Origin of the sequence: Salipiger thiooxidans (assembly GCF_900102075.1) — a bacterium.
Classification (GTDB): Bacteria; Pseudomonadota; Alphaproteobacteria; order Rhodobacterales; family Rhodobacteraceae; genus Salipiger; species Salipiger thiooxidans.
This window is the reverse complement of the sequence record NZ_FNAV01000003.1, coordinates 382,158-403,667: the sequence shown is the minus strand read 5'-3', so window position 1 is coordinate 403,667 and position 21,510 is coordinate 382,158. Positions and strand designations below refer to the sequence as shown.

17 protein-coding genes are annotated in these 21,510 nt (G+C 67.6%); 12 read left to right on the top strand and 5 right to left on the bottom strand.

The features are described 5' to 3' along the window. Positions 1 to 9: 9 nt before the first annotated feature. The 3 genes from atpA to BLQ77_RS06245 form a co-directional block, all read right to left on the bottom strand. Positions 10 to 1,548, bottom strand: coding sequence for a F0F1 ATP synthase subunit alpha (gene atpA, locus BLQ77_RS06255; protein ID WP_008887172.1), 1,539 nt, complete (start codon positions 1,546 to 1,548; stop codon positions 10 to 12). Then, entirely contained in the window at positions 1,549 to 2,115 is a 567-nt protein-coding gene (locus tag BLQ77_RS06250; RefSeq protein ID WP_008887250.1) for a F0F1 ATP synthase subunit delta, read from the bottom strand. Between the two features lie 841 nt (positions 2,116 to 2,956). Further along, a complete protein-coding gene (locus tag BLQ77_RS06245; protein ID WP_008886857.1) occupies positions 2,957 to 3,706 on the bottom strand; it encodes a class I SAM-dependent methyltransferase in 750 nt (249 codons plus the stop codon). A gap of 62 nt (positions 3,707 to 3,768) precedes the next feature. Between BLQ77_RS06245 and gloB the strand changes: the two genes are divergently transcribed. From gloB to BLQ77_RS06230, 3 genes are all read left to right on the top strand, one after another. Beyond that, entirely contained in the window at positions 3,769 to 4,524 is a 756-nt protein-coding gene (gene gloB, locus BLQ77_RS06240) for a hydroxyacylglutathione hydrolase (protein WP_089956770.1), read from the top strand. A gap of 154 nt (positions 4,525 to 4,678) precedes the next feature. Beyond that, positions 4,679 to 7,009, top strand: a complete 2,331-nt coding sequence (clpA, locus tag BLQ77_RS06235; RefSeq protein ID WP_008886730.1) for an ATP-dependent Clp protease ATP-binding subunit ClpA — start codon at positions 4,679 to 4,681, stop codon at positions 7,007 to 7,009. A 220-nt stretch (positions 7,010 to 7,229) separates the two neighbouring features. Then, a complete protein-coding gene (locus BLQ77_RS06230) occupies positions 7,230 to 7,988 on the top strand; it encodes a FadR/GntR family transcriptional regulator (protein ID WP_089956766.1) in 759 nt (252 codons plus the stop codon). On the opposite strand, the gene BLQ77_RS06225 is transcribed toward BLQ77_RS06230, so the two are convergent. Then, a complete protein-coding gene (locus BLQ77_RS06225) occupies positions 7,975 to 8,676 on the bottom strand; it encodes a DUF1028 domain-containing protein (RefSeq protein ID WP_089956762.1) in 702 nt (233 codons plus the stop codon). The genes BLQ77_RS06230 and BLQ77_RS06225 overlap by 14 nt on opposite strands. 127 nt (positions 8,677 to 8,803) lie before the next feature. Between BLQ77_RS06225 and BLQ77_RS06220 the strand changes: the two genes are divergently transcribed. The 7 genes from BLQ77_RS06220 (at position 8,804) to BLQ77_RS06190 (ending at position 16,446) form a co-directional block, all read left to right on the top strand. After that, the gene (locus tag BLQ77_RS06220) at positions 8,804 to 10,375 is read left to right on the top strand and encodes an ABC transporter substrate-binding protein (protein ID WP_089956759.1); all 1,572 of its coding nucleotides are present in this window, start codon (positions 8,804 to 8,806) and stop codon (positions 10,373 to 10,375) included. A gap of 163 nt (positions 10,376 to 10,538) precedes the next feature. Beyond that, a complete protein-coding gene (locus BLQ77_RS06215) occupies positions 10,539 to 11,486 on the top strand; it encodes an ABC transporter permease (RefSeq protein ID WP_089956756.1) in 948 nt (315 codons plus the stop codon). After that, entirely contained in the window at positions 11,483 to 13,381 is a 1,899-nt protein-coding gene (locus tag BLQ77_RS06210) for a dipeptide/oligopeptide/nickel ABC transporter permease/ATP-binding protein (RefSeq protein WP_089956751.1), read from the top strand. The genes BLQ77_RS06215 and BLQ77_RS06210 overlap by 4 nt, the downstream gene beginning before the upstream one ends. Next, positions 13,378 to 14,337 carry an ABC transporter ATP-binding protein gene (locus BLQ77_RS06205; RefSeq protein ID WP_089956747.1) on the top strand — a complete coding sequence of 320 codons (960 nt, stop codon included), beginning with the start codon at positions 13,378 to 13,380 and terminating at the stop codon, positions 14,335 to 14,337. Before BLQ77_RS06210 ends, BLQ77_RS06205 begins: the two co-directional genes overlap by 4 nt. Positions 14,338 to 14,441: 104 nt before the next feature. Continuing rightward, positions 14,442 to 15,215, top strand: a complete 774-nt coding sequence (locus BLQ77_RS06200; RefSeq protein WP_008886468.1) for a potassium channel family protein — start codon at positions 14,442 to 14,444, stop codon at positions 15,213 to 15,215. Then, a complete protein-coding gene (locus BLQ77_RS06195) occupies positions 15,212 to 15,715 on the top strand; it encodes a GNAT family N-acetyltransferase (RefSeq protein WP_089956744.1) in 504 nt (167 codons plus the stop codon). Before BLQ77_RS06200 ends, BLQ77_RS06195 begins: the two co-directional genes overlap by 4 nt. A 20-nt stretch (positions 15,716 to 15,735) precedes the next feature. Further along, positions 15,736 to 16,446: an NYN domain-containing protein gene (locus BLQ77_RS06190; protein WP_008886546.1), complete on the top strand. Its 711-nt coding sequence runs from the start codon at positions 15,736 to 15,738 to the stop codon at positions 16,444 to 16,446. 58 nt (positions 16,447 to 16,504) lie between these two features. Here the strand turns inward: BLQ77_RS06190 and BLQ77_RS06185 are convergent, their stop codons facing one another. Next, positions 16,505 to 17,122, bottom strand: a complete 618-nt coding sequence (locus tag BLQ77_RS06185; protein ID WP_040384805.1) for a TetR/AcrR family transcriptional regulator — start codon at positions 17,120 to 17,122, stop codon at positions 16,505 to 16,507. Between the two features lie 371 nt (positions 17,123 to 17,493). Between BLQ77_RS06185 and mbfA the strand changes: the two genes are divergently transcribed. Continuing rightward, a complete protein-coding gene (gene mbfA, locus BLQ77_RS06180; RefSeq protein ID WP_089956735.1) occupies positions 17,494 to 18,468 on the top strand; it encodes an iron exporter MbfA in 975 nt (324 codons plus the stop codon). 210 nt (positions 18,469 to 18,678) lie between these two features. Beyond that, complete coding sequence (gene polA / locus BLQ77_RS06175) at positions 18,679 to 21,486, top strand: DNA polymerase I (RefSeq protein WP_089956732.1); 2,808 nt, start codon at positions 18,679 to 18,681, stop codon at positions 21,484 to 21,486. Positions 21,487 to 21,510: the final 24 nt, after the last annotated feature.

Genomic DNA, 21,510 nt, shown 5'->3' with positions numbered 1-21,510 from the left:
TCAGGGCGCTCAGGCGTAGGTCTTGGCGAATTCGTCGAGCGCTGCCTTAAGCTTGTCCGCGGGTTCGCCCTTGATCTTCGGATCCTCGCTCTCGATCCAGTCGAGGATGTCCTTGCGCTGGCCGCGCAGGAAGGCGAGGAGCGCCGCCTCGTACTTGCCGACTTCACGGACCGGGATGTTGTCGAGGTAGCCGTTGGTGCCCGCGAAGATGATGCAGACGATCTCGGCGTTGGTCAGCGGCGAGTACTGCGGCTGCTTCATCAGCTCGGTCAGACGTGCGCCACGGTTCAGCAGGCGCTGGGTCGCGGCGTCGAGGTCGGAACCGAACTGCGCGAAGGCGGCCATCTCGCGGTACTGGGCGAGAGACAGCTTCACCGGGCCTGCCACCGAGGACATCGCCTTGGTCTGGGCCGAGGAGCCCACGCGCGACACCGACAGACCGGTGTTCACGGCCGGACGGATGCCCTGGAAGAACAGTTCGGTCTCGAGGAAGATCTGGCCGTCGGTGATCGAGATCACGTTGGTCGGGATGAAGGCCGACACGTCGCCGCCCTGGGTCTCGATGATCGGCAGCGCGGTCAGCGAGCCGGCACCGTGATCCTCGTTCAGCTTGGCCGAACGCTCGAGCAGGCGCGAGTGGAGGTAGAACACGTCGCCCGGGTAGGCTTCACGGCCCGGCGGACGGCGCAGGAGGAGCGACATCTGGCGGTAGGCCACGGCCTGCTTGGAGAGGTCATCGTAGATGATGAGCGCGTGCTTGCCGTTGTCGCGGAAGTATTCCGCCATGGCGGTCGCGGCGTAGGGGGCAAGGAACTGCATCGGCGCCGGGTCGGACGCGGTTGCGGCCACGACGATCGAGTAGTCGATGGCGCCGGTGGCTTCGAGGCGCTTCACCAGCTGCGCGACGGTCGAGCGCTTCTGGCCGATGGCGACGTAGATGCAGTAGAGCTTCTTGCTCTCGTTGTCGCCGGCGGCGTCGTTGTACGACTTCTGGTTCAGGATGGCGTCGAGCGCGATGGCGGTCTTGCCGGTCTGACGGTCGCCGATGATCAGCTCGCGCTGGCCGCGGCCGATCGGGATCATGGCGTCGACGGCCTTGAGGCCGGTCGCCATGGGCTCGTGCACAGATTTACGCGGGATGATGCCCGGTGCCTTCACGTCGGCGATGCGACGCTCGGAGGCTGCGATCGGACCCTTGCCGTCCAGCGGGTTGCCGAGACCGTCGACCACGCGGCCGAGCAGTGCCTCGCCGGCGGGGACGTCCACGATGGCGTTGGTGCGCTTGACGAGGTCGCCTTCCTTGATGTCGCGGTCGGAGCCGAAGATCACGACGCCGACGTTGTCGGCTTCGAGGTTCAGCGCCATGCCCATGATGCCGCCCGGGAACTCGACCATCTCGCCGGCCTTCACGGAATCGAGGCCGTGGACGCGGGCGATACCGTCACCGACAGAGAGCACACGGCCCACTTCGGCGACTTCGGCCTCCTTGCCGAAGTTCTGGATCTGCTCCTTAAGGATCGCCGAGATCTCGGCTGCTTGGATACCCATTTATCCGACCTCTTTCATTGCATTCTGGAGGGAGTTGAGCTTCGAGCGGATCGACGTGTCGATCATCTTCGAGCCCACCTTGACGACGAGACCACCGATGAGACCCTCATCAACGGTCGTTTTGATCTTCACATCCTTGCCGAAGCTGGACTTGAGCTTCTCGGCAAGCTGGGCGGTCTGCTCGTCGGACAGCGCGGTGGCGCTGGTCACGTCGGCGGTCACTTCCCCCTTGGCCTCGGAGATCTTCTCGCGAAGCTGGGCGATGACCTGCGGCAGCACGAACAGACGGCGCTTCTGCGCCATCAGGCCCAGGCCGTTGTGCAGCGCGGGAATGAGGCCCATCTTGGCGGACACGGCCATGATCGCGTCCTGCATGGACTGACGGGGATAGATCGGCGAGGAGACGAGATCGCGCAGGTCGGCGCTGTCGTCCAGCGCGGCCGCCAGTTCGTTGATGTTGCCTTCGAGATTGCCGAGATCATTGTTCTCTTTGGCGATGTCGAAGATCGCCTTGGCATAGCGTGCCGCGATGCCGCCGGAGATCGAAGCTGGTTCTGACACGTCCACCCTTCCGATATGAGGCCCCCGCGACACACGGGGTCGTCCCGGTGTCCGGAGGCGTTGTCCCTGCCCTGATCTGCACCAGGGCGTCGAAATCAGCGCGGATGTAGCAGAGGCACCCCGCCCTCGCAACATGCTTAGGAGGTTTTGCGGCCAGCTTGAAGCCGTCATTTTCCAAGGACTTGCGCCTTTCCGTAACGGCGCTCTCGGACAGGCTTTTGGAATTAATTGATTTTTCGTTAATTCAGGCAAACAAAAACGGCCCCAGGCTGCGGCAAGGGGCGCCATCCCGCGATAGCGCAAACCGTTGGAAAGCTGCGCCACCACGCGTCCGGAACGCCCGCCGTTACCGCCCGACACAGGGTCCGTCGGGATCTGCGGAGGGCCAATGTTTGCGTTAACCAGCGAAACGTCAAGTTTCAGCGAGTCACGTCCCGGTGATGCGATTCTGCCGCCCGCCGCGGCGTCCTGCCGCAGGACCCGGGCGGGACCTCGTCGCGACAGGTCGGAGGCCCCGCGCGACACCGGCGCGCAGCAGGACCGCAGGACCGGCGCGGGACGAGCCCCGGGGCCGGTGTGGAGGAGCACGCGGCATCGGCGTGGGGTCCCTCGACACTGAAGTGACGGAGCTCACGACACCAGCGCAGGACAACTTGCGGGAACCGCCTGAGGGACCGGGCGCCGCCGGTACGCGCCAGGCCGCCCTGACAGGAGAGAGGGAGCGGGCGGAGACAGCATGGCACCGACCCGAGACACGCCGCGGCATCGGCACGAGCGAGCGGCGACATCGGCAAGCCCCCAAAGACCGGCACGCCTCAAGCCGCCGCTCCGCCACGATGGCAGACCGTCAGACCGGCTTCTGTTCCTTCTTGGGCGCCGGCGTGAGCACGTCGAGCGGATTCGGCATCCGCACCTTGTCGCCCAGCCCGGTGCGCTCGGGCGGGTAGCGCTTCGACACCCGCACGATCAGCACGCCGCCCGCCACCAGCGCCGGGATGGCACGGCCGATGCGCTCCCACACCGGGCCGGTGCGCATCCAGAACCGGCGGCTCGAGGGCGGCTGGTACAGCACCGAGACGTGGCTCTGCCGGATGAAATCGTGGCGCTTGAGCTGCGCGTCGAGCTGGCTCAGCGAATAGGGGCGGCCGTAGCCGAAGGGCGTCTTCTCGGAGCGCGCCCAGAGGCCCGAGCGGTTGGGCACCACGAACAGCGCCTCGCCTCCCGGCCCCAGCACGCGGTAGCATTCGTCCAGCAGCTCCGAGGGCCGCTCCGAGGTCTCGAGCCCGTGCATCATGATCAGCCGGTCGACATGGCCGGTCTCGAGCGGCCAGAGGGTTTCCTCGCACAGCACGGTGACGTTGGGCTGCCCGGCGGGCCAGGACATCACCCCCTGCGGCGCGGGCATCAGCCCGACGACCCGGCGCGCGCCCTTCAGGTACGGCCGCAAGAGCGGCACCGCGAAGCCATAGCCCACCATCGTGTGGCCATGGGCATCGGGCCAGAACTGCAGCACCTGGTCGCGGACGATGCGTTGCGCCGCGCGGCCGAGTGCGCTGCGATAGTAGAAGTCACGCATATCGTGAACGTCGAGGTGCATTGCGACGCTCTCTCCCTTCCTTCAAGCTGGGCGCAGTCTGGCAAAGCCTATGAGGAAAGACCATGGAGATCGTCACCGTCCCCTGTCTCAGCGACAACTACGCCTATCTCGTGCGGGGTCCCGGCGGGGTCTGCCTCATCGATGCGCCCGAGGCGGCGCCGATCGCCGCGGCCCTGTCCGAGCGCGGCTGGGGCCTCGACACGCTGCTCATCACCCATCACCACCACGACCACGTCGGCGGCGTCGACGAGCTGCGCGCCACCTTCGGCTGCTCCGTCGTCGGCCCCCGCGCCGAGCAGGAGAAGATGCCCGCCCTCGACCTCGCGGTGCAGGGCGGGGACGTGCTCGAGGTTGCGGGAACCCGGTGCGAGGTCATATATGTGCCCGGACACACGCTCGGCCACATCGCCTTCCACTTCCCCGAGGCGCAGGCGGTGTTCACCGCGGACAGCCTGATGGCGCTCGGCTGCGGCCGCGTGTTCGAGGGAACGCCGGAGATGATGTGGGACAGCCTGTCGAAACTGGCAGCGCTACCACCCGAAACAATGGTTTGCTCCGGCCATGAATATACCCAATCCAACGCCCGCTTCGCGCTGACCATTGAACCCGGCAACGCAACGCTTAAATCTAGAGCAAACGACATTGCCAAAGCCAGGGCAGAGGGGCTTCCAACCGCCACCTGCAAGCTGTCCGAGGAACTGGCCACCAACCCTTTCCTGCGTCCCGACTCCCCGGAAATCCGCGATTTGCTGGGCATGAAGACCGCTACCGATGCAGAGGTCTTCGCCGAGATCCGCGCAAGGAAAGACAAGTTCTGAGCCGCCGCTTTTCACGCCAGATGTCATGGCTCACTGCAAATGTGAGCGGCATCGGCCAAGAAATTCCTTGATGGAACGCGGGAGTCGACCGAACTTTAACGATAGAAGGCAATGTTGGGCCTGACCGCCCGACGCAGACAAGAGGAGCGCCCCCGTGCCGTCTTTCTCGAATACCCTGGAACAGGCCATTCACGCAGCGCTGGCTCTCGCGAACTCGCGCAGCCATGAATTCGCGACGCTGGAACATCTCCTGCTCGCACTGATCGACGAACCCGATGCCGCACGCGTGATGAAGGCCTGCTCCGTGGACACCGAGGAGCTGCGGACCACGCTGGTGGAGTTCATCGATGAGGATCTCTCGAACCTCGTGACCGACATCGAGGGGTCCGAAGCGGTGCCCACCGCCGCCTTCCAGCGCGTGATCCAGCGCGCCGCGATCCACGTCCAGTCCTCGGGCCGGACCGAGGTCACCGGTGCCAACGTGCTCGTCGCGATCTTCGCCGAGCGCGAGAGCAACGCTGCCTACTTCCTGCAGGAGCAGGACATGACCCGCTACGACGCGGTCAATTTCATCGCGCATGGCGTGGCCAAGAACCCCGCCTACGGCGAGAGCCGCCCGGTCACCGGCGCGCAGGAAGCCGAGGAAGAGACCAAGGCCACCCAGGCCGAGGCTCCGCAGGACAACAAGGAATCGGCGCTCGGCAAGTACTGCGTCGATCTCAACAGCAAGTCCCGCAAGGGCGACATCGACCCGCTCATCGGGCGCGAGCAGGAGGTCGAGCGCTGCATCCAGGTGCTCTGCCGCCGCCGCAAGAACAACCCGCTCCTGGTGGGCGATCCCGGCGTGGGCAAGACCGCCATCGCCGAGGGGCTGGCGCGCAAGATCGTCAACGGCGACACCCCCGAGGTGCTGTCGAAGACCACCATCTTCTCGCTAGACATGGGCGCGCTGCTGGCCGGCACCCGCTACCGCGGCGACTTCGAAGAGCGGCTCAAGGCCGTGGTGACCGAGCTCGAGGAACACCCCGACGCGGTGCTCTTCATCGACGAGATCCACACGGTGATCGGCGCCGGCGCGACCTCGGGCGGGGCCATGGACGCCTCGAACCTCCTGAAGCCCGCGCTTCAGGGCGGCAAGCTGCGCACCATGGGCTCGACCACCTACAAGGAGTTCCGCCAGCACTTCGAGAAGGACCGCGCGCTCAGCCGCCGGTTCCAGAAGATCGACGTGAACGAGCCCTCGGTCGAGGACACGGTCAAGATCCTCAAGGGCCTCAAGCCCTATTTCGAGGAGCACCACTCGATCAAGTACACCGCTGACGCCATCAAGTCCGCGGTCGAGCTCTCGGCGCGCTACATCAACGACCGCAAGTTGCCCGACAAGGCCATCGACGTCATCGACGAGGCCGGCGCCGCGCAGCATCTCGTGGCCGAATCCAAGCGTCGCAAGACCATCGGCGCCAAGGAAATCGAGGAGGTCGTGGCCAAGATCGCCCGCATCCCCCCGAAGAACGTCTCCAAGGACGATGCCGAGGTGCTCAAGGATCTCGAGAAGAGCCTCAAGCGCGTGGTCTTTGGCCAGGATCCGGCGATCGAGGCGCTCAGCTCGGCGATCAAGCTGGCCCGTGCCGGCCTGCGCGAGCCCGAGAAACCGATCGGCAACTATCTCTTCGCGGGCCCGACCGGGGTCGGCAAGACCGAGGTGGCCAAGCAGCTCGCCAGCACGCTGGGCGTGGAGCTGCTGCGTTTCGACATGTCCGAGTACATGGAGAAGCACGCGGTCTCGCGCCTGATCGGTGCGCCTCCGGGCTACGTCGGCTTCGACCAGGGCGGCCAGCTCACCGACGGCGTGGACCAGCACCCGCACTGCGTGCTCCTGCTCGACGAGATCGAGAAGGCGCACCCGGATGTCTACAACATCCTGCTGCAGGTGATGGACCACGGCTCGCTGACCGACCACAACGGCCGGACGGTGGATTTCCGCAACGTGATCCTGATCATGACCTCGAACGCGGGTGCCGCGGAACAGGCCAAGGCGGCGATCGGCTTCGGCCGTGACCGTCGCGAGGGCGAGGACACCGCCGCCATCGAGCGGACCTTCACGCCGGAATTCCGCAACCGTCTGGACGCGGTCATCAGCTTCCAGCCGCTGCCGAAAGAGATCATCCTCTCGGTCGTCGAGAAGTTCGTGCTGCAGCTCGAGGCGCAGCTCATGGATCGCAACGTGACCATCGAGCTCACCAAGCCGGCGGCCGAATGGTTGGCCGACAAGGGCTACGACGACCGCATGGGCGCGCGTCCGCTGGGCCGCGTGATCCAGGAGAACCTGAAGAAGCCGCTGGCCGAGGAACTGCTGTTCGGCAAGCTTCAGAAGGGCGGCGTGGTCAAGGTCGGCATCAAGGACGGCAAGCTGTCGCTCTCGTTCGAAGGGCCGGACAAGCTGCGCCTCTCCTCGAAGAAGCCGCCGCTTCTCACCGCCGACTGATCCGGGCCGCCGGTCTGGACCAGACGACAGGACTCATCGCTCCGCCGCGCCCCACGCGCGGCGGAGTTTTCGTTTTCACCCCATGGCGGCTCCGCGTGTCCCGCCGCGGGGCTGGCCAGCCCCGGTGCCGCCGCGCTATAAGGGCCGCCGGTCCGCGGGATGACCCGCAGGACCGCCCCCGGACGGCGCGCCAGACGCCGCCGCACACAGGAGGACCCGGATGACGAGACGTCCGGACAAGGCGCCCCCGCGGCGCTCGCGGCCGGTGCAGCTCGCGGAGACCATCAAGGAATGGGTCGTCGAGCACGAGCTGCGCGCCGGAGACCGCCTGCCGGGCGAGGCCGAGCTCATCGCCCGATACGGCCGCTCCAAGGGGACCGTGCGCGAGGCCATGCGCATCCTCGAGGCGCAGGGGCTGGTCGAAACCCGCACCGGCCCCGGTGGCGGCAGTTTCGTGGGCGAGGTCACCGGCGAACGGGCGCGGGCGCTGCTGGCCAACTACTTCTACTTCCGCGATCTCTCGATCTCGGACATCTACCAGCTCCGCAAGCTGCTCGAACCCGAGGTCGCCGCCAGCCTCGCCGGCCGCGTCTCCGAGGAACAGCTCTCCCAGCTCGAGGAGGTGATCGCCGAATACCCCCTGCCCGCCCGCGACGTGGACGAGGAGCGCGCGCAACACGTCTCATCGCTCAAGTTCCACGCCCTGCTGGCGTCCTGGGCCGAGAACCCGCTGCTGGCCTTCACCGTCGAGTTCATGACGCAGATCCTGACGGAACTCACGGTCTGGCGCCGGCTATACGAGCCGCAGAACCGGGCGCTCTGGCAGAAGGGGCGCTCCTACCAGACCGAGCTGGTCGACGCGCTGCGCAAGAACGACGCCTCGCGGGCCCGCGCGGTGATGCGCGCGCACATGGAAGTGGCGGAGTCGCTGATGAAGGAACAGGAAGCGCGCGTGCTGCGCCGCTTCATCGCCGAATAGGCGCGCGGCCCGCGACGGTCGGGGCCTCTGCCGGCGCCCGCGTCCGGTCCGTGGCCACCGGCACCACGGGCAGCCAGTCGGCATAGGGCGAGCCCGTCGCGCGGGCCAGCAGCGCCTCGAGTGCGTCGAGAGGCGCCTCGGAATAGTCGATGCGCAGGCTCAGGGGCGGCGCCTCCGGGTGCAGCACCAGCAGCGCCGCCGATTGCAGCCCGCGAAGGTCCGACGCATCCGCATCTGCCGCCCGCAACCCGGCGAGCAGGCGCTCGGCCATGCTGCCCGCGGCCTCGAGATAGCCCCGGCGCAGCGCCGGCAGCACCGTGGAGGCCCCCAGCATGTTGCCCGCCACCACGAGCCCCGGCTCGGTGTGGTGACCGCTGACCGGGATGCTGTCGGCGCCGGTGAAGGCGCCCGTGCCGCCCCGCGGGTCCAGCGCCGAGAGTTGCCGGTGGCCGCAGCCGGGATCGGCCCCGGTGAGCCGCGTCACCGCCTCGGCCGCGCTTTCGCCGCCGCGCATGGCGGTGAGCGCATCCTCTCCCCAGAAGGTCGAGGGCGCGGTGCCCTGGCTGGCCGACAGGCCCGAATCGACGGTTCCGCGCAGGACCCAGCCGCCGACGCAGAGGCTCCCGGTCGCGGCGGCGCCGCCGAATGTGCCGGTTTCGCGGTCATGGACGAGAAGGGAAAAGGTCACGGGCACCTCCGGGCAAGCGGTCGGGAAAGAATTTCGTTGAATTTATCACGATAATTTGGCCTGCTTCAATTAATCATGAAAAATTATGGCCGCCGGGCCGCGGCGGCGACAGAGAGAGGATGAAAACATGGGAGTTCTGACCTGGACCCGGCGGGGCGTCCTCGCCACCGGCACCGCGCTTGCCCTGAGCCTCGGCCTGCCCGCAGCGGCGCAGACGCCGCCCGGCGTGCTTATCGTGGGCCAGATCGCCGAGCCCAAGGCGCTGGACCCGGCGGCGGTGACCGCGGTGAACGACTTCCGCATCCTGATGAACGTCTACGACGGGCTGGTGCGCTACAAGTCCGGCACGCTCGAGGTCGAGCCGGCGCTGGCCACGTCGTGGGAGATCTCGGAGGACGGCACCGAATACGCCTTTGCCCTGCGCGAGGACGTGAGCTTCCACGACGGCAGCCCCTTCGATGCCGAGGCGGTGGTGTTCAACTTCGAGCGCATGCTGAACGAGGACCACCCGTTCCACGACACCGGCCCCTTCCCGCTGGCGTTCTTCTTCTCGTCGGTGGCCTCGGTCGAGGCGGTGGACGAGCTGACGGTGAAGTTCACCCTGTCCGAGCCCTATGCGCCCTTCCTGTCGAACCTCGCCTATCCTACCGGGCTCATCGTCTCGCCCGCGGCGGTCGAGCAGTACGGCGCGGATTTCGCCCGCAACCCGAGCGGCACAGGGGCCTTCACCTTCGCCGAATGGCGCTCGAACGAGGCGGTGGTGGTCGAGGCCAACCCCGATTACTGGGACGGCGCGCCGGCGCTGCAGGCGGTGGTGTTTCGTCCGATCACCGACGCCAACACCCGCACCGCCGAGATGCTGGCGGGTGGCATAGACATGATGGTCGAGGTGCCCCCGGTGGCGCTGTCGGAGTTCCGGGGCGACAGCTTCCGGATCTTCGAACAGGCCGGCCCGCATGTGTGGTTCCTGATCCTGAACGCCAAGGAGGGCCCGTTTGCCGACAAGAAGGTGCGGCAGGCGGCGAATTACGCGATCAACAAGGAAGCGCTGGTGAACGACGTGCTCGAGGGCACTGCCGAGGTCGCCGCCGGCCCCACGCCGCCGGCCTTCGCATGGGCCTACAACGAGGCGCTCGAGCCCTACCCCTATGACCCCGAGAAGGCGAAGGCGCTGCTCGCCGAGGCCGGTGCTGAGGGCGCGGAGCTGACCTTCTTCGTGACCGAGGGGGGGTCGGGGATGCTCGATCCGATTGCCATGGGCACGGCAATCCAGGCGGACCTGAACGCGGTGGGCTTCGACACCAGGATCGAGACCTACGAGTGGAACACCTTCCTCGGCGAGGTGAACCCAGGGCTCGAGGGCAAGGCGGACATGGCCGAGATGGCGTGGATGACCAACGACCCCGACACCCTGCCCTTCCTCGCGCTGCGCAGCGAGGCCTGGCCCGACAAGGGCGGGTTCAACTCGGGCTACTATTCCAACCCGGAGGTGGACGAGCTGCTCGAGAAGGCGCGGGTCGCCACCGACCAGGACGAGCGCGCGACGCTCTACAAGCAGATGCAGGAGATCGTGCAGGAGGATGCACCCTGGGTCTTCGTGGCGAACTGGAAGCAGAACGCGGTGACCAGCGACCGGGTCGAGGGCTTCGAGCTGCAGCCGTCGTTCTTCCTGCTGCTGGACGAGGTGACGAAGAACTGAAGGGGTTTCGGACCGGGGCTGCGCCCGGTCCGACCGGCGCGGGCTGACGCCCGCGCGGAAGCAGGGGCTCTGCCCCTCTGCGCGCGCAGCGCGCATTTACCCCGGAGTTTGTCCGGCAAGATGAAGCGCCGCGGTCGGTGACAGCGGAAAACGGGGGCACCCCTTGGGAAGCTACATTCTGAAACGGCTGGTCTCGGCGATCCCGGTGCTGCTGGGGATCACGGTGATCGTCTTCGCCATCATGGCGCTGATCCCGGGCGATCCGGCGACGGCGATCCTCGGGAGCTACGCAACGCCCGAGAACGTGGAGAAGCTGAACCGGGATCTCGGGCTCGACAAGCCGGCGGTGCAGCGCTACGCGATCTGGCTCTGGAACATGGTGCAGGGCGATTTCGGGCGGTCGTTCTCGCTCAACCGGCCGGTGCTCGACGAGGTGCTGGACCGGTTCGGGGCGACGCTGGTGCTGGCGGGGACCTCCTTCGTGCTGTGCTCGGTGGTGGGCGTGGCGGCGGGGGTGGTCTCGGCGGCGCGGCAATACGGGGCGGCGGACCGGGGCATCACCTTCGCGGTGCTGCTGGGGATCTCGATCCCGTCCTTCTTCCTCGGCATGATGATGATCCTGCTCTTCGCCGTGCGGCTGCGCTGGTTCCCGGCCTCGGGGATGTGGCCGATCTACGGCGACCGCCATCTCTGGGTGCTGCTGCGGCACCTGACGATGCCGGCGCTGGCGCTGGCGGTGGTGGCGACCGGCGTGGTGGCGCGGCTCGCGCGCTCGGCCATGCTGGAGGTGCTGCGGCAGGACTATATCCGCACGGCGCGGGCCAAGGGCGTGCCCGAGCGCGGGGTGATCTGGCGCCATGCGCTGCGCGCCGCGATGGTGAGCATCATCCCGGTGCTGGGCATCCAGGCCGGCTTCGTGCTGTCGGGCGCGGTCTACATCGAGATGGTGTTCCAGTGGCCCGGCGTCGGGCGGATGCTGGTCGACGCCATCCTCAAGCGCGACATCCTGCTGGTGCAGGGCGGCGTGGTCTTCGTCGCTGCCTGCTACGTGCTCTTCAACATCGTGGTGGACGTGGCGCAGAGCCTGCTCGACCCGAGGATCAAGACATGAGCTTCCTCGCGCTTCTCGCCCGCAACCGGCTGGCGCTGGCCGGGCTCGTGGTCATGGCGCTGGTGGTCGCGCTGGCGCTGGTGACGCCGCTGCTGCCGCTCGCCGATCCGGACGTCACCGACACCGGCAACCGCTTCCTGCCGCCGTTCTCGGAGGGCGCGCTTCTGGGCACCGACCATCTCGGGCGGGACCTGCTGTCGCGGCTGCTCTGGGGCACGCGGCTGTCGCTTGCGGTGGGCTTTGCCGCCGCGGTGATCGCCGCCGTGCTCGGCGCCGCGGTGGGCATCGTCGCGGGCTATTACGGCGGGCGGGTGGACAACCTGATCATGCGCGGCGTCGATATGCTCATGGCCTTTCCCTACATCCTGCTGGCGCTCGCCATCGTGGCAGCACTCGGGCCCGGGCTTCTGAACGCGCTGATCGCGGTGGCGGCGGTCAACATCCCGTTCTTTGCCCGCAACATCCGTGGCATCACCGTGGGCATCGCGCACAAGGAGTTCGTGGACGCGGCCAAGCTCGCCGGCATGGGCGACGGGCGCATCATCCTGTCCGAGGTGCTGCCCAACGTGATCCCGGTGATCGTCATCGCCATGTCGACCACCGTGGGCTGGATGATCCTCGAGACCGCCGGGCTGTCGTTCCTCGGGCTGGGCTCGCAGCCGCCGCAGGCGGATCTGGGTTCGATGCTGGGCGAGGCGCGCTCGGCGCTGATCACCAACCCGCACACCTCGGTGGTGCCGGGGATGATGATCCTGGTGATCGTCATGGCGATCAACCTGCTGGGCGACGGGGTGCGCGACGCGCTCGACCCGCGGCTGCGCTCGGGGGCGCTGTCCCGGCCGATGGCGGCCACCATGGTGCGGCGCGAGGGGCCGGTTCCGCAGCCCGAGGGCGAGGCGCTGCTCGCGCTCCGCGAGTTGCGCACGGAGTTCCACGTGAAGCAAAGGGTGTACCGCGCCTTGGGCGGGGTGAGCCTTGGCGTGCGGCCCGGCGAATGCCTCGGCATCATCGGCGAGAGCGGCTCTGGCAAGTCGGTGACGGCGCTGAGCGTGATGGGGCTGGTGGCCTCGCCGCCCGGGGTGATCGCCGGCGGGGCGGTGCATTACCGGGGCGAGGACCTCGTGGGGGCGACATACGAGCGGCTGCGCAGCCTGCGGGGGCGCGAGATCGCCTACATCTTCCAGGACCCGCTGGCCACGCTGCACCCGCTCTACACCGTGGGCGACCAGCTGGCCGAGGCGATCCGGGTGCATCGCGGCGTCTCGCGCGGCGAGGCGCGGAGCCGGACGCTTGCGCTGCTGCGGGACGTGCGCATTCCCAACGCCGAGAGCCGTCTCGACAGCTACCCGCACGAGATGTCGGGCGGCATGCGGCAGCGGGTCGGCATCGCCATGGCGCTGGCCAACGATCCGCAGGTGATCATCGCCGACGAGCCGACCACGGCGCTCGACGTTACGGTGCAGGCGCAGATCCTGTCGCTGCTCGACACACTGCGGCGCGAGAAGGGGCTGGCCATCGTCTTCATCACCCATGATTTCGGCGTGGTGGCGCAGCTCTGCGACCGGGTGGCGGTGATGTACGCGGGGCGCATCGTCGAGGAAGGGCCGACGCAGGCCGTGCTCGAGACGCCGGCGCATCCCTACACCCGCCGTCTCATCGCCTGCGTGCCCGAGCTGGGCGAGGGCAAGCGGGTGCTGCACGCGATCCCGGGCCTGCCGCCTGCGGTGGATGCGCTGCCGCCCGGCTGCGCCTTCGCGCCGCGCTGCGACAAGGCGGCGGAAGCCTGCCGCGAGGGCGACGTGGCCCTGCACGGCGGCGCGCGCAAGGTGCGCTGCCTGTTCCCCGAGACTGCCCCGGAAACCGACCCGGAAACCGCTGCGGAGGCCGCGCAATGACCGTCGCCCTGAAGCTCGAGGAGCTCTCCAAGACCTTCGCCGTCGGCAAGCGACTCTTCGGGCCGCCCAAGGGCCGGGTCCACGCGGTGCATCCGGTGACTCTCGAGATCGCCTCGGGCGAGACCCTTGGCATCGTCGGCGAGAGCGGTTGCGGCAAGTCCACTCTGGCGCGGATGCTGGTGGGGCTGCTCGAGCCCAGCGGCGGGCATATCGAGATCGACGGCGAGCCGCTCGACAACGCCGATCCGGCGGTCTTCGGCAAGCGCATCCAGTATGTGTTCCAGGACCCGATCAGCTCGCTCAACCCGCGCAAGACCATCCGGCAGATCATGGAGGTTCCGCTGAAGCGCCTGCACCGGATGGACAAGGCGCAGCGGGCGGCGCGGATTTCCGAGATCTTCAGCCAGGTGAACCTGCGCGAGGAGTTCCTCGACCGCTACCCGCACGAGTTCTCGGGCGGGCAGGCCCAGCGCATCGGCATCGCGCGGGCGCTGGCGGCGGAGGCGCGGATCCTGATCCTCGACGAGCCGGTCTCGGCGCTCGACGTGAGCGTGCAGGCGCAGGTGCTGAACCTGCTTGCCGACCTGAAGGCGCGGCTGGGGCTGACCTACCTCTTCATCTCGCACGACCTCGCGGTGGTCGAGGCGGTGAGCGACCGGGTCGCGGTGCTCTACTTCGGCTCGGTGGTCGAACTCGGGCGTGCCGAAGAGGTCTTCGCCCATCCCCGCCACCCCTACACCAGGCTGCTCGCCGACAGCGCCCCGGTGGTGGGCCGGGCGCTCACCGCCCCCGAGGGCCGCGAGACCGAGCTTCCCGACCCGCTGAACCCGCCGCGGGGCTGCGCCTTCCGGGCGCGTTGCCCCAACGCGGGCCCCCGCTGCGCCGGGGAGGTGCCGATGCTCGACGGCAGATCGCAGCAGGCCGCCTGCTTCCACCCCCTGCATCCGGGCGCCTGAGACGCCTCCGGCTCCCCGCTTGCACCACAGCAGGGCGCCGACCGCTTGCCCGGCCCCGTCCCTGCCGCCTATAGGTTGGGGACAGGGGCAAGGAACGGGCAGGAATGACGGCAGGCAGTCTCGACAAACTCCGCGAGCTCTACGAGGGCGAAAGCGACAAGGCACACCGGTTCCGCTACGCGGTGCTGATCTTCGACATCGGGACCATCCTCTTCGTGATCGCCACCAGCTTTACCCAACACGGTCGCGTGGTGGAGAGCATCGACGCGGTGTTCGGGGTCGTCATCCTCGCGGATTTCATCGCCCGTGTGGCCATCGCACCGCGCAAGCTGCGCTTCCTCGTGATGCCGGTGACGCTGGCGGACATGGTGTCGATCGTGTCCTTCCTCGCGCCGCTCGCGGGCGAGGGGCTGGGCTTCCTGCGGGTGGTACGGACGCTGCGCTTCCTGCACACCTACCAGCTGCTGAAACGGCTTCGCGCGGACTTCCCGTTCTTCAGCCGCAACCAGGACGTGTTTGTGGCGGCGATCAATCTGATGGTCTTCATCTTCGTGATGACCGGGCTGGTCTATGCCACGCAATTTGGCTCGAACCCGCAGATCGACAATTACGCCGATGCGCTCTATTTCACCGTCACGGCGCTGACCACCACCGGCTTCGGGGACATCACGCTCACAGGCTCGCTCGGACGGATGATCTCGGTCGTGGTGATGATCTGCGGCGTCACCCTGTTCCTGCGACTGGCACAAGTGCTGTTCCGGCCCAACAAGGTGCGCGAGACATGCGGCACCTGCGGCCTGTCGCTGCACGATTCCGACGCGGTGCATTGCAAGCATTGCGGCGCGATCATCCACATCAAGACGGAGGGTCAGAGTTGACGTCCGAGATCACCATCCGGCACTTCGAGCCCCGCGACCGCGACGCGCTCTGGCGCGTGCTCGAGCCGGTGTTCCGGGCGGGCGACACCTATGCCATCGACCCCGACATCCCGCGCGAGGACGCGCTGGCCTACTGGTGCGGGCCCGGGCGGCAGGTGTTCTCGGCGGTGATTGACGGCCGTCTCGTCGGCTCCTACTTCCTGGTGCGGAACCAGAAGGGCGGCGGCAGCCATGTCTGCAACTGCGGCTTCGTCACCGACCCCGACCAGCATGGGCGCGGCATCGCGCGCTCGATGCTGGCCCACGCGCTGGCCAGCGCCCGCAGCGCAGGCTTCCGCGCGATGCAGTTCAACTTCGTGATCTCCTCGAACCTGCGCGCCGTGGCGCTGTGGGAACGGGCGGGGTTCAAGATCGTCGGCCGCCTTCCCGGCGCCTTCAACCACCCAAAGGAGGGTTACGTGGACGCGCTCGTGATGCACAAGCCGCTGGGCGCCACGTGATCCCGTACAAGGAGGGCACAATGCCCAGTGAAAACCGGCTTCTCGCCATTCTCATCGACGCCGACAACACCTCGCCGAAATACGCCAAGGCGATCTTCGACGAGATCGCCTCGCTGGGCGAGGCCAGCGTGCGCCGCGTCTACGGCGACTTCTCCAGCCAGCAGATGGCCGGCTGGTCGAAGATCACTGCCGAATACGGGCTGGTGCCGCTGCACTCGCCCGCCAACACCGTGGGCAAGAACGCCTCGGACATCTCGCTGGTGATCGATGCCATGGACCTGATGCACACGGCCCGGTTCGACGGCTTCGTGCTGGTCAGCTCCGACAGCGATTTCACCCGCCTCGCCAGCCGCATCCGCGAACAGGGGCTCGACGCCTACGGCATGGGCATGCAGAAGACGCCGGACGCCTTCCGCAAGGCCTGCAAGCGTTTCATCTTCCTCGAGAACCTCGACGGCGCCCCCGAGCAGAAGACCGCCGGCAGCCAGCCTCACGCCACCGGCAAGCTCGACGAGGCGCGCAACCTCATCTTCACCGCGATGGACGCCATCGAGCAGGAAGACGACTGGTACACGCTCGGCCAGCTCGGCCAGTTCATCACCGCGGCGAACCCCGACTTCGACACCCGCACCTACGGCAAGCGCAAGCTCTCCGACCTGGTGTCCGAGCTGAAGGTGTTCGAGACCAAGCGCGGCCCGGGCAACCAGCTTCTGGTGCGGCGCCTCGACTGAGGCCGCCCCTGCCCCGTCCTGCTGGCAGGTCGGGGCCAGTTCGGGGATGGGCCGGGCGTCAGGCGCCGTAGCGGGCGAGGAAGGTCTCGACCGCCCCATCCACGACGCGGCCGGTCTCGTCATCCTCGAAGCGGGTCTGGATGCCGAAGCAGAGCTTGGCCCAGAGATCCGCCTTGCAGAGCTCGGCGAACTGGTCGGCGGCAAGCTCGAAATCCGTGACCCTGAGCTCGCCGCGCTCGGCGCTCTGGTGCAGATAGCCGGTGAGCGCGTTGTGCAGCATCCGCGGCCCGCACTGGTAGAACTGCCGGCCGAGCTCGGGGAAGCGGTCGGATTCCGCCACGCAGATGCGAAAGACGCGCTGGCCCATCTCGGACAGCAGGAACGAGAGAAAGCGCCGCCCGACCTGCGGCAGCACCCGGTCCGGCGGCCCGGACATGTCGATGCTCAGCATCGCCTCGTCGGTCTGGGCCTGGCACTGGGCGCTGGCCATCTCCATGAACAGCAGCCGCTTGTCGGGGAAGTAGCTGTAGAGCGTCGCCTTCGAGACCCCCGCCGCGCGCGCGATGTCGTCGACGCTGGCCCCCTCGAAGCCATCGCGAAGAAAGATTTCGCGGGCGCCTTCAAGCACCTGGTCGAATTTGCGCCCCCGACGGACGGTCGCCTGAGTGGTTGTCATCCCGGACCTCCCGATGCCGGCCATCATAAACCGGCCAGTTCAGTTCCGGCAAGCACCAACGGTTCAGGGCCGCCCTGCCGGCTGCGGGACGGGCGCGGGCGACGGTGCGGGCGCAGGCCAGGTCAGGTCAGGTCAGGCGCGGAAGCTCGATCCCCTGCGCGGCGCCGGGCAGGGGCGCAAGGATCATGAGGGCGGCGGCAAGCAGAAGCATCTCTTTCATGGCGCGATTCCAAACTGAACTGTATGGTTCATTTTTGCGAAATCCCGCGATCATGCCAAGCACAAGAGTGAACCGATCAGTTCACTTTTTGCCGATTGCATTCCACCAGAAAATTTCTAGTTTAGAATTATTCTAACCACAGAGGTTTGCGATGAGTTTCTTCAATCACCGCCGGCAGTTCCGGGATCTGAGCGAACAGGAGATTCTCGCGCTGGCGATCTCGTCGGAAGAGGACGACGCCCGGATCTACCGCAGCTACGCCGAGATGCTGCGCCCCGACTTCCCCGACTCGGCGGCGATCTTCGACAACATGGCCATCGAGGAAGACGGCCACCGCAAGGCACTGATCTCGGCCCACAGCATGCGCTTCGGCACGGTGATCCCGCTGATCCGGCGCGAGCACGTGGCCGGCTTCTACGCCCGGCGGCCGGTCTGGCTGATGAAGAACCTCTCGCTCGAGCGGATCCGCGAACAGGCCGAGATCATGGAGCGCGACGCCGAGCGCTTCTACCTCGAGGCCGCCAAGCGCAGCACCGACGCGTCGACCCGCCGGCTGCTGGGCGATCTCGCCGCCGCCGAGGCCTCGCACGAACGCCGCGCAATAGAGCTGACCGGCGACCACCTCGACGACGAGACCCGCGAAGAGGAAGACCGCATCGCCCACCGCCAGTTCGTGCTGACATGGGTGCAGCCGGGGCTCGCGGGGCTGATGGACGGCTCGGTCTCGACGCTGGCGCCGATCTTCGCGACCGCCTTCGCCACGCAGGACACCTTCACCACCTTCCTCGTCGGCCTCGCCGCCTCGGTCGGCGCCGGCATCTCGATGGGCTTCACCGAGGCCGCCTCGGACGACGGCGAACTGTCGGGCCGCGGCTCGCCCTTCAAGCGCGGCGTTGCCTCCGGGGTGATGACGGCGGTGGGCGGGCTCGGCCATGCCCTGCCCTACCTGATCCCGCATTTCTGGACCGCGACCATCATCGCCTGGATCGTCGTCTTCTTCGAACTCTGGGCCATCGCCTGGATCCAGAAGAAATACATGGAGACCCCCTTCCTCCGCGCCGCCGTGCAGGTGGTCCTTGGCGGCGCGCTGGTGCTGGCCGCGGGCATCCTGATCGGCAGCGGCTGACCTCCCAAGGCCCCCGCCCGCCTTCCGGCACAAGCACAGAGCCCACCGCAAGCGCGCCCCCCGCCCTTCATCTTGCCCGTAAACTCCGGGGGGAGCGCGAAGCGCGGGGGGCTGGCCCCCCTTCGGCCCCTCCGCCGGGCATTCCCTCTGGCAGGCGCGCGCCGCCCGTGGCAAACCATGGCGCAACGCACAGCACCGGGAGACGCCACCATGACCCAGTTCGGCAAGGGCTGCCACCTGCACCTGATCGACGGATCGGCCTTCATCTTCCGCGCCTATCACGCGCTGCCGCCGCTCACCCGCAAGTCGGACGGGCTGCCCATCGGCGCAGTGTCCGGCTTCTGCAACATGCTGCAGAAATACGTCGAGGACAGCTCCGGCCCCGACGCGCCGACCCATGTCGCGGTGATCTTCGACAAGGGCAGCCACACCTTCCGCAATGATCTCTACGACCTCTACAAGGCCAACCGCGAGGCCATGCCCGAGGACCTGCGCCCGCAGATCCCGCTGACCCGGACCGCCACCCTGGCCTTCAACATCGCCTGCAAGGAACTCGAGGGCTACGAGGCCGACGACATCATCGCCACCCTCACCTGCCAGGCGCGCGAAGCCGGCGGGCGGGTGACGATCATCTCCTCCGACAAGGACCTGATGCAGCTGGTCGGCGACGGGGTCGAGATGCTCGACGCCATGAAGAACAAGCGCATCGACCGCGACGGCGTCTTCGAGAAATTCGGCGTCTTCCCCGAGCGGGTCGTCGACGTGCAGGCGCTGGCCGGGGATTCGGTCGACAACGTGCCCGGCGCCCCGGGCATCGGCATCAAGACCGCGGCGCTGCTGATCAACGACTTCGGCTCGCTCGAAGAGCTCCTCGACCGCGCCGGGGAGATCAAGCAGCCCAAGCGCCGCCAGACCCTGATCGAGAAGCGCGAGCAGATCGAGCTGTCGAAGCGCCTCGTGCAGCTCGACTGCGAGACCCCGCTCGACTTCAGCCTCGACGATCTCGAGGTCCGCGACCCGGATCCCGAGGTGCTGCTGGGCTTCCTCACCGAGATGGAGTTCCGCACCCTCACCAAGCGCGTCGCCGACAAGTTCGGCAAGGACGCCCCCGTCCTCCCCGAGGCAGCGCCCGCCGCCGCGGGTGCCGAGGCCGGTGCCGCGCCCGAGATGCCAGCCATCGACCCCGCCGGCTACGCTTGGGTCAAGACCGCCGAAGAGCTCGCGCCGTGGATCGCCGAGGCGCAGCAGCGCGGCTGGGTGGCCGTCGACACCGAGACCACGGGGCTCAACGAGATGGCCTGCGATCTCGTCGGCATCTCGCTCTGCATCACCCCCGGCAAGGCCTGCTACATCCCGCTCGCCCACCGCGCCGTCGCCACCGACGATCTCTTCGGCAGCGACGAGCTGGCCGAGGGGCAGATGCCGATGCAGGACGCGCTCGACCTTCTGAAACCGCTGCTCGAGGATCCAGCGGTGATGAAGATCGGGCAGAACATGAAATACGATGCCAAGATCTTTGCCCGCTACGGCATCGGCATCACCCCCATCGACGACACCATGCTGATGTCCTACGCCATGCACGGCGGGTTGCACGGGCACGGCATGGACACGCTCTCCGAGCGCTACCTCTCGCACACGCCGATCCCGATCAAGTCGCTGCTGGGCTCGGGCAAGAACCAGATCACCTTCGACCGCGTGCCGGTCGAGGACGCGGTGAAATACGCCGCCGAGGACGCCGACATCACCCTGCGTCTCTGGACGATCTTCAAGCCACAGCTGCACCAGGTCCACGTCACCCGGGTCTACGAGGGGCTCGAGCGCCCGCTGGTCCCGGTGCTGGCCGAGATGGAGATGACCGGCGTGCAGGTCGACCGCGACACGCTCTCGCGCATGTCGAACGCCTTCAGCCAGAAGATGGCGCAGCTCGAGGCCGAGATCCACGATCTCGCGGGCGAGAGCTTCAACGTCGGCTCTCCCAAGCAGCTGGGCGAGATCCTCTTCGACAAGATGGGGCTCGAGGGCGGCAAGAAGGGCAAGACCGGCGCCTATGCCACCGGCGCCGACGTGCTCGAGGATCTCGCGACCGAGCACGAGCTGCCGGCGCGAGTGCTGGACTGGCGCCAGCTCTCCAAGCTCAAGTCGACCTACACCGACGCCCTGCAGGAGCACATCAACAAGGAGACCGGCCGCGTCCACACCTCCTACGTGATCGCGGGCGCCAACACCGGCCGCCTGGCCTCGACCGACCCCAACCTGCAGAACATCCCGGTGCGCTCCGAGGAAGGGCGGCGCATCCGCGAGGCCTTCGTCGCGCCCGAGGGCAAGACCATCGTCTCGCTCGACTACAGCCAGATCGAGCTGCGCATCCTCGCCCACATGGCGGGCATCGACGCACTGAAGGAGGCCTTCCGCGAGGGGCAGGACATCCACGCGATGACCGCCTCCGAGATGTTCAACGTGCCGATGGAGGAAATGACGCCCGAGATCCGGCGTCAGGCCAAGGCCATCAACTTCGGCGTCATCTACGGCATCTCGGGCTTCGGCCTCGCCCGCAACCTGCGCATCCCGCGCGGCGAGGCGCAGGCCTTCATCGACCGCTATTTCGAACGTTTCCCCGGCATCAAGACCTACATGGACGAGACCGTGGCCTTCGCGAAGGAACACAAGCGGGTCGAGACCCTGTTCGGGCGCATCATCCACACGCCCGAGATCTCGGCCAGCGGCCCGCGCGCGGGCTTTGCCAAGCGCGCCGCGATCAACGCGCCGATCCAGGGCACGGCGGCGGACATCATCCGGCGCGCCATGGTGAGGATGCCCGGCGCCATTGCCGAGATCCCCGCGAAGATGCTGCTGCAGGTGCACGACGAACTGATCTTCGAGGTCGATCAGGGCGCCGAGGACGACCTGATCGCCGCGGCCCGCTCGGTCATGGAGGGCGCCGCCGAGCCGGTGGTCAAGCTCGACGTGCCACTGGTCGTGGACGCCGGACGCGGCAAGAGCTGGGCCGAGGCGCACTGAGGCAACGCATCTCTCAATCCAACT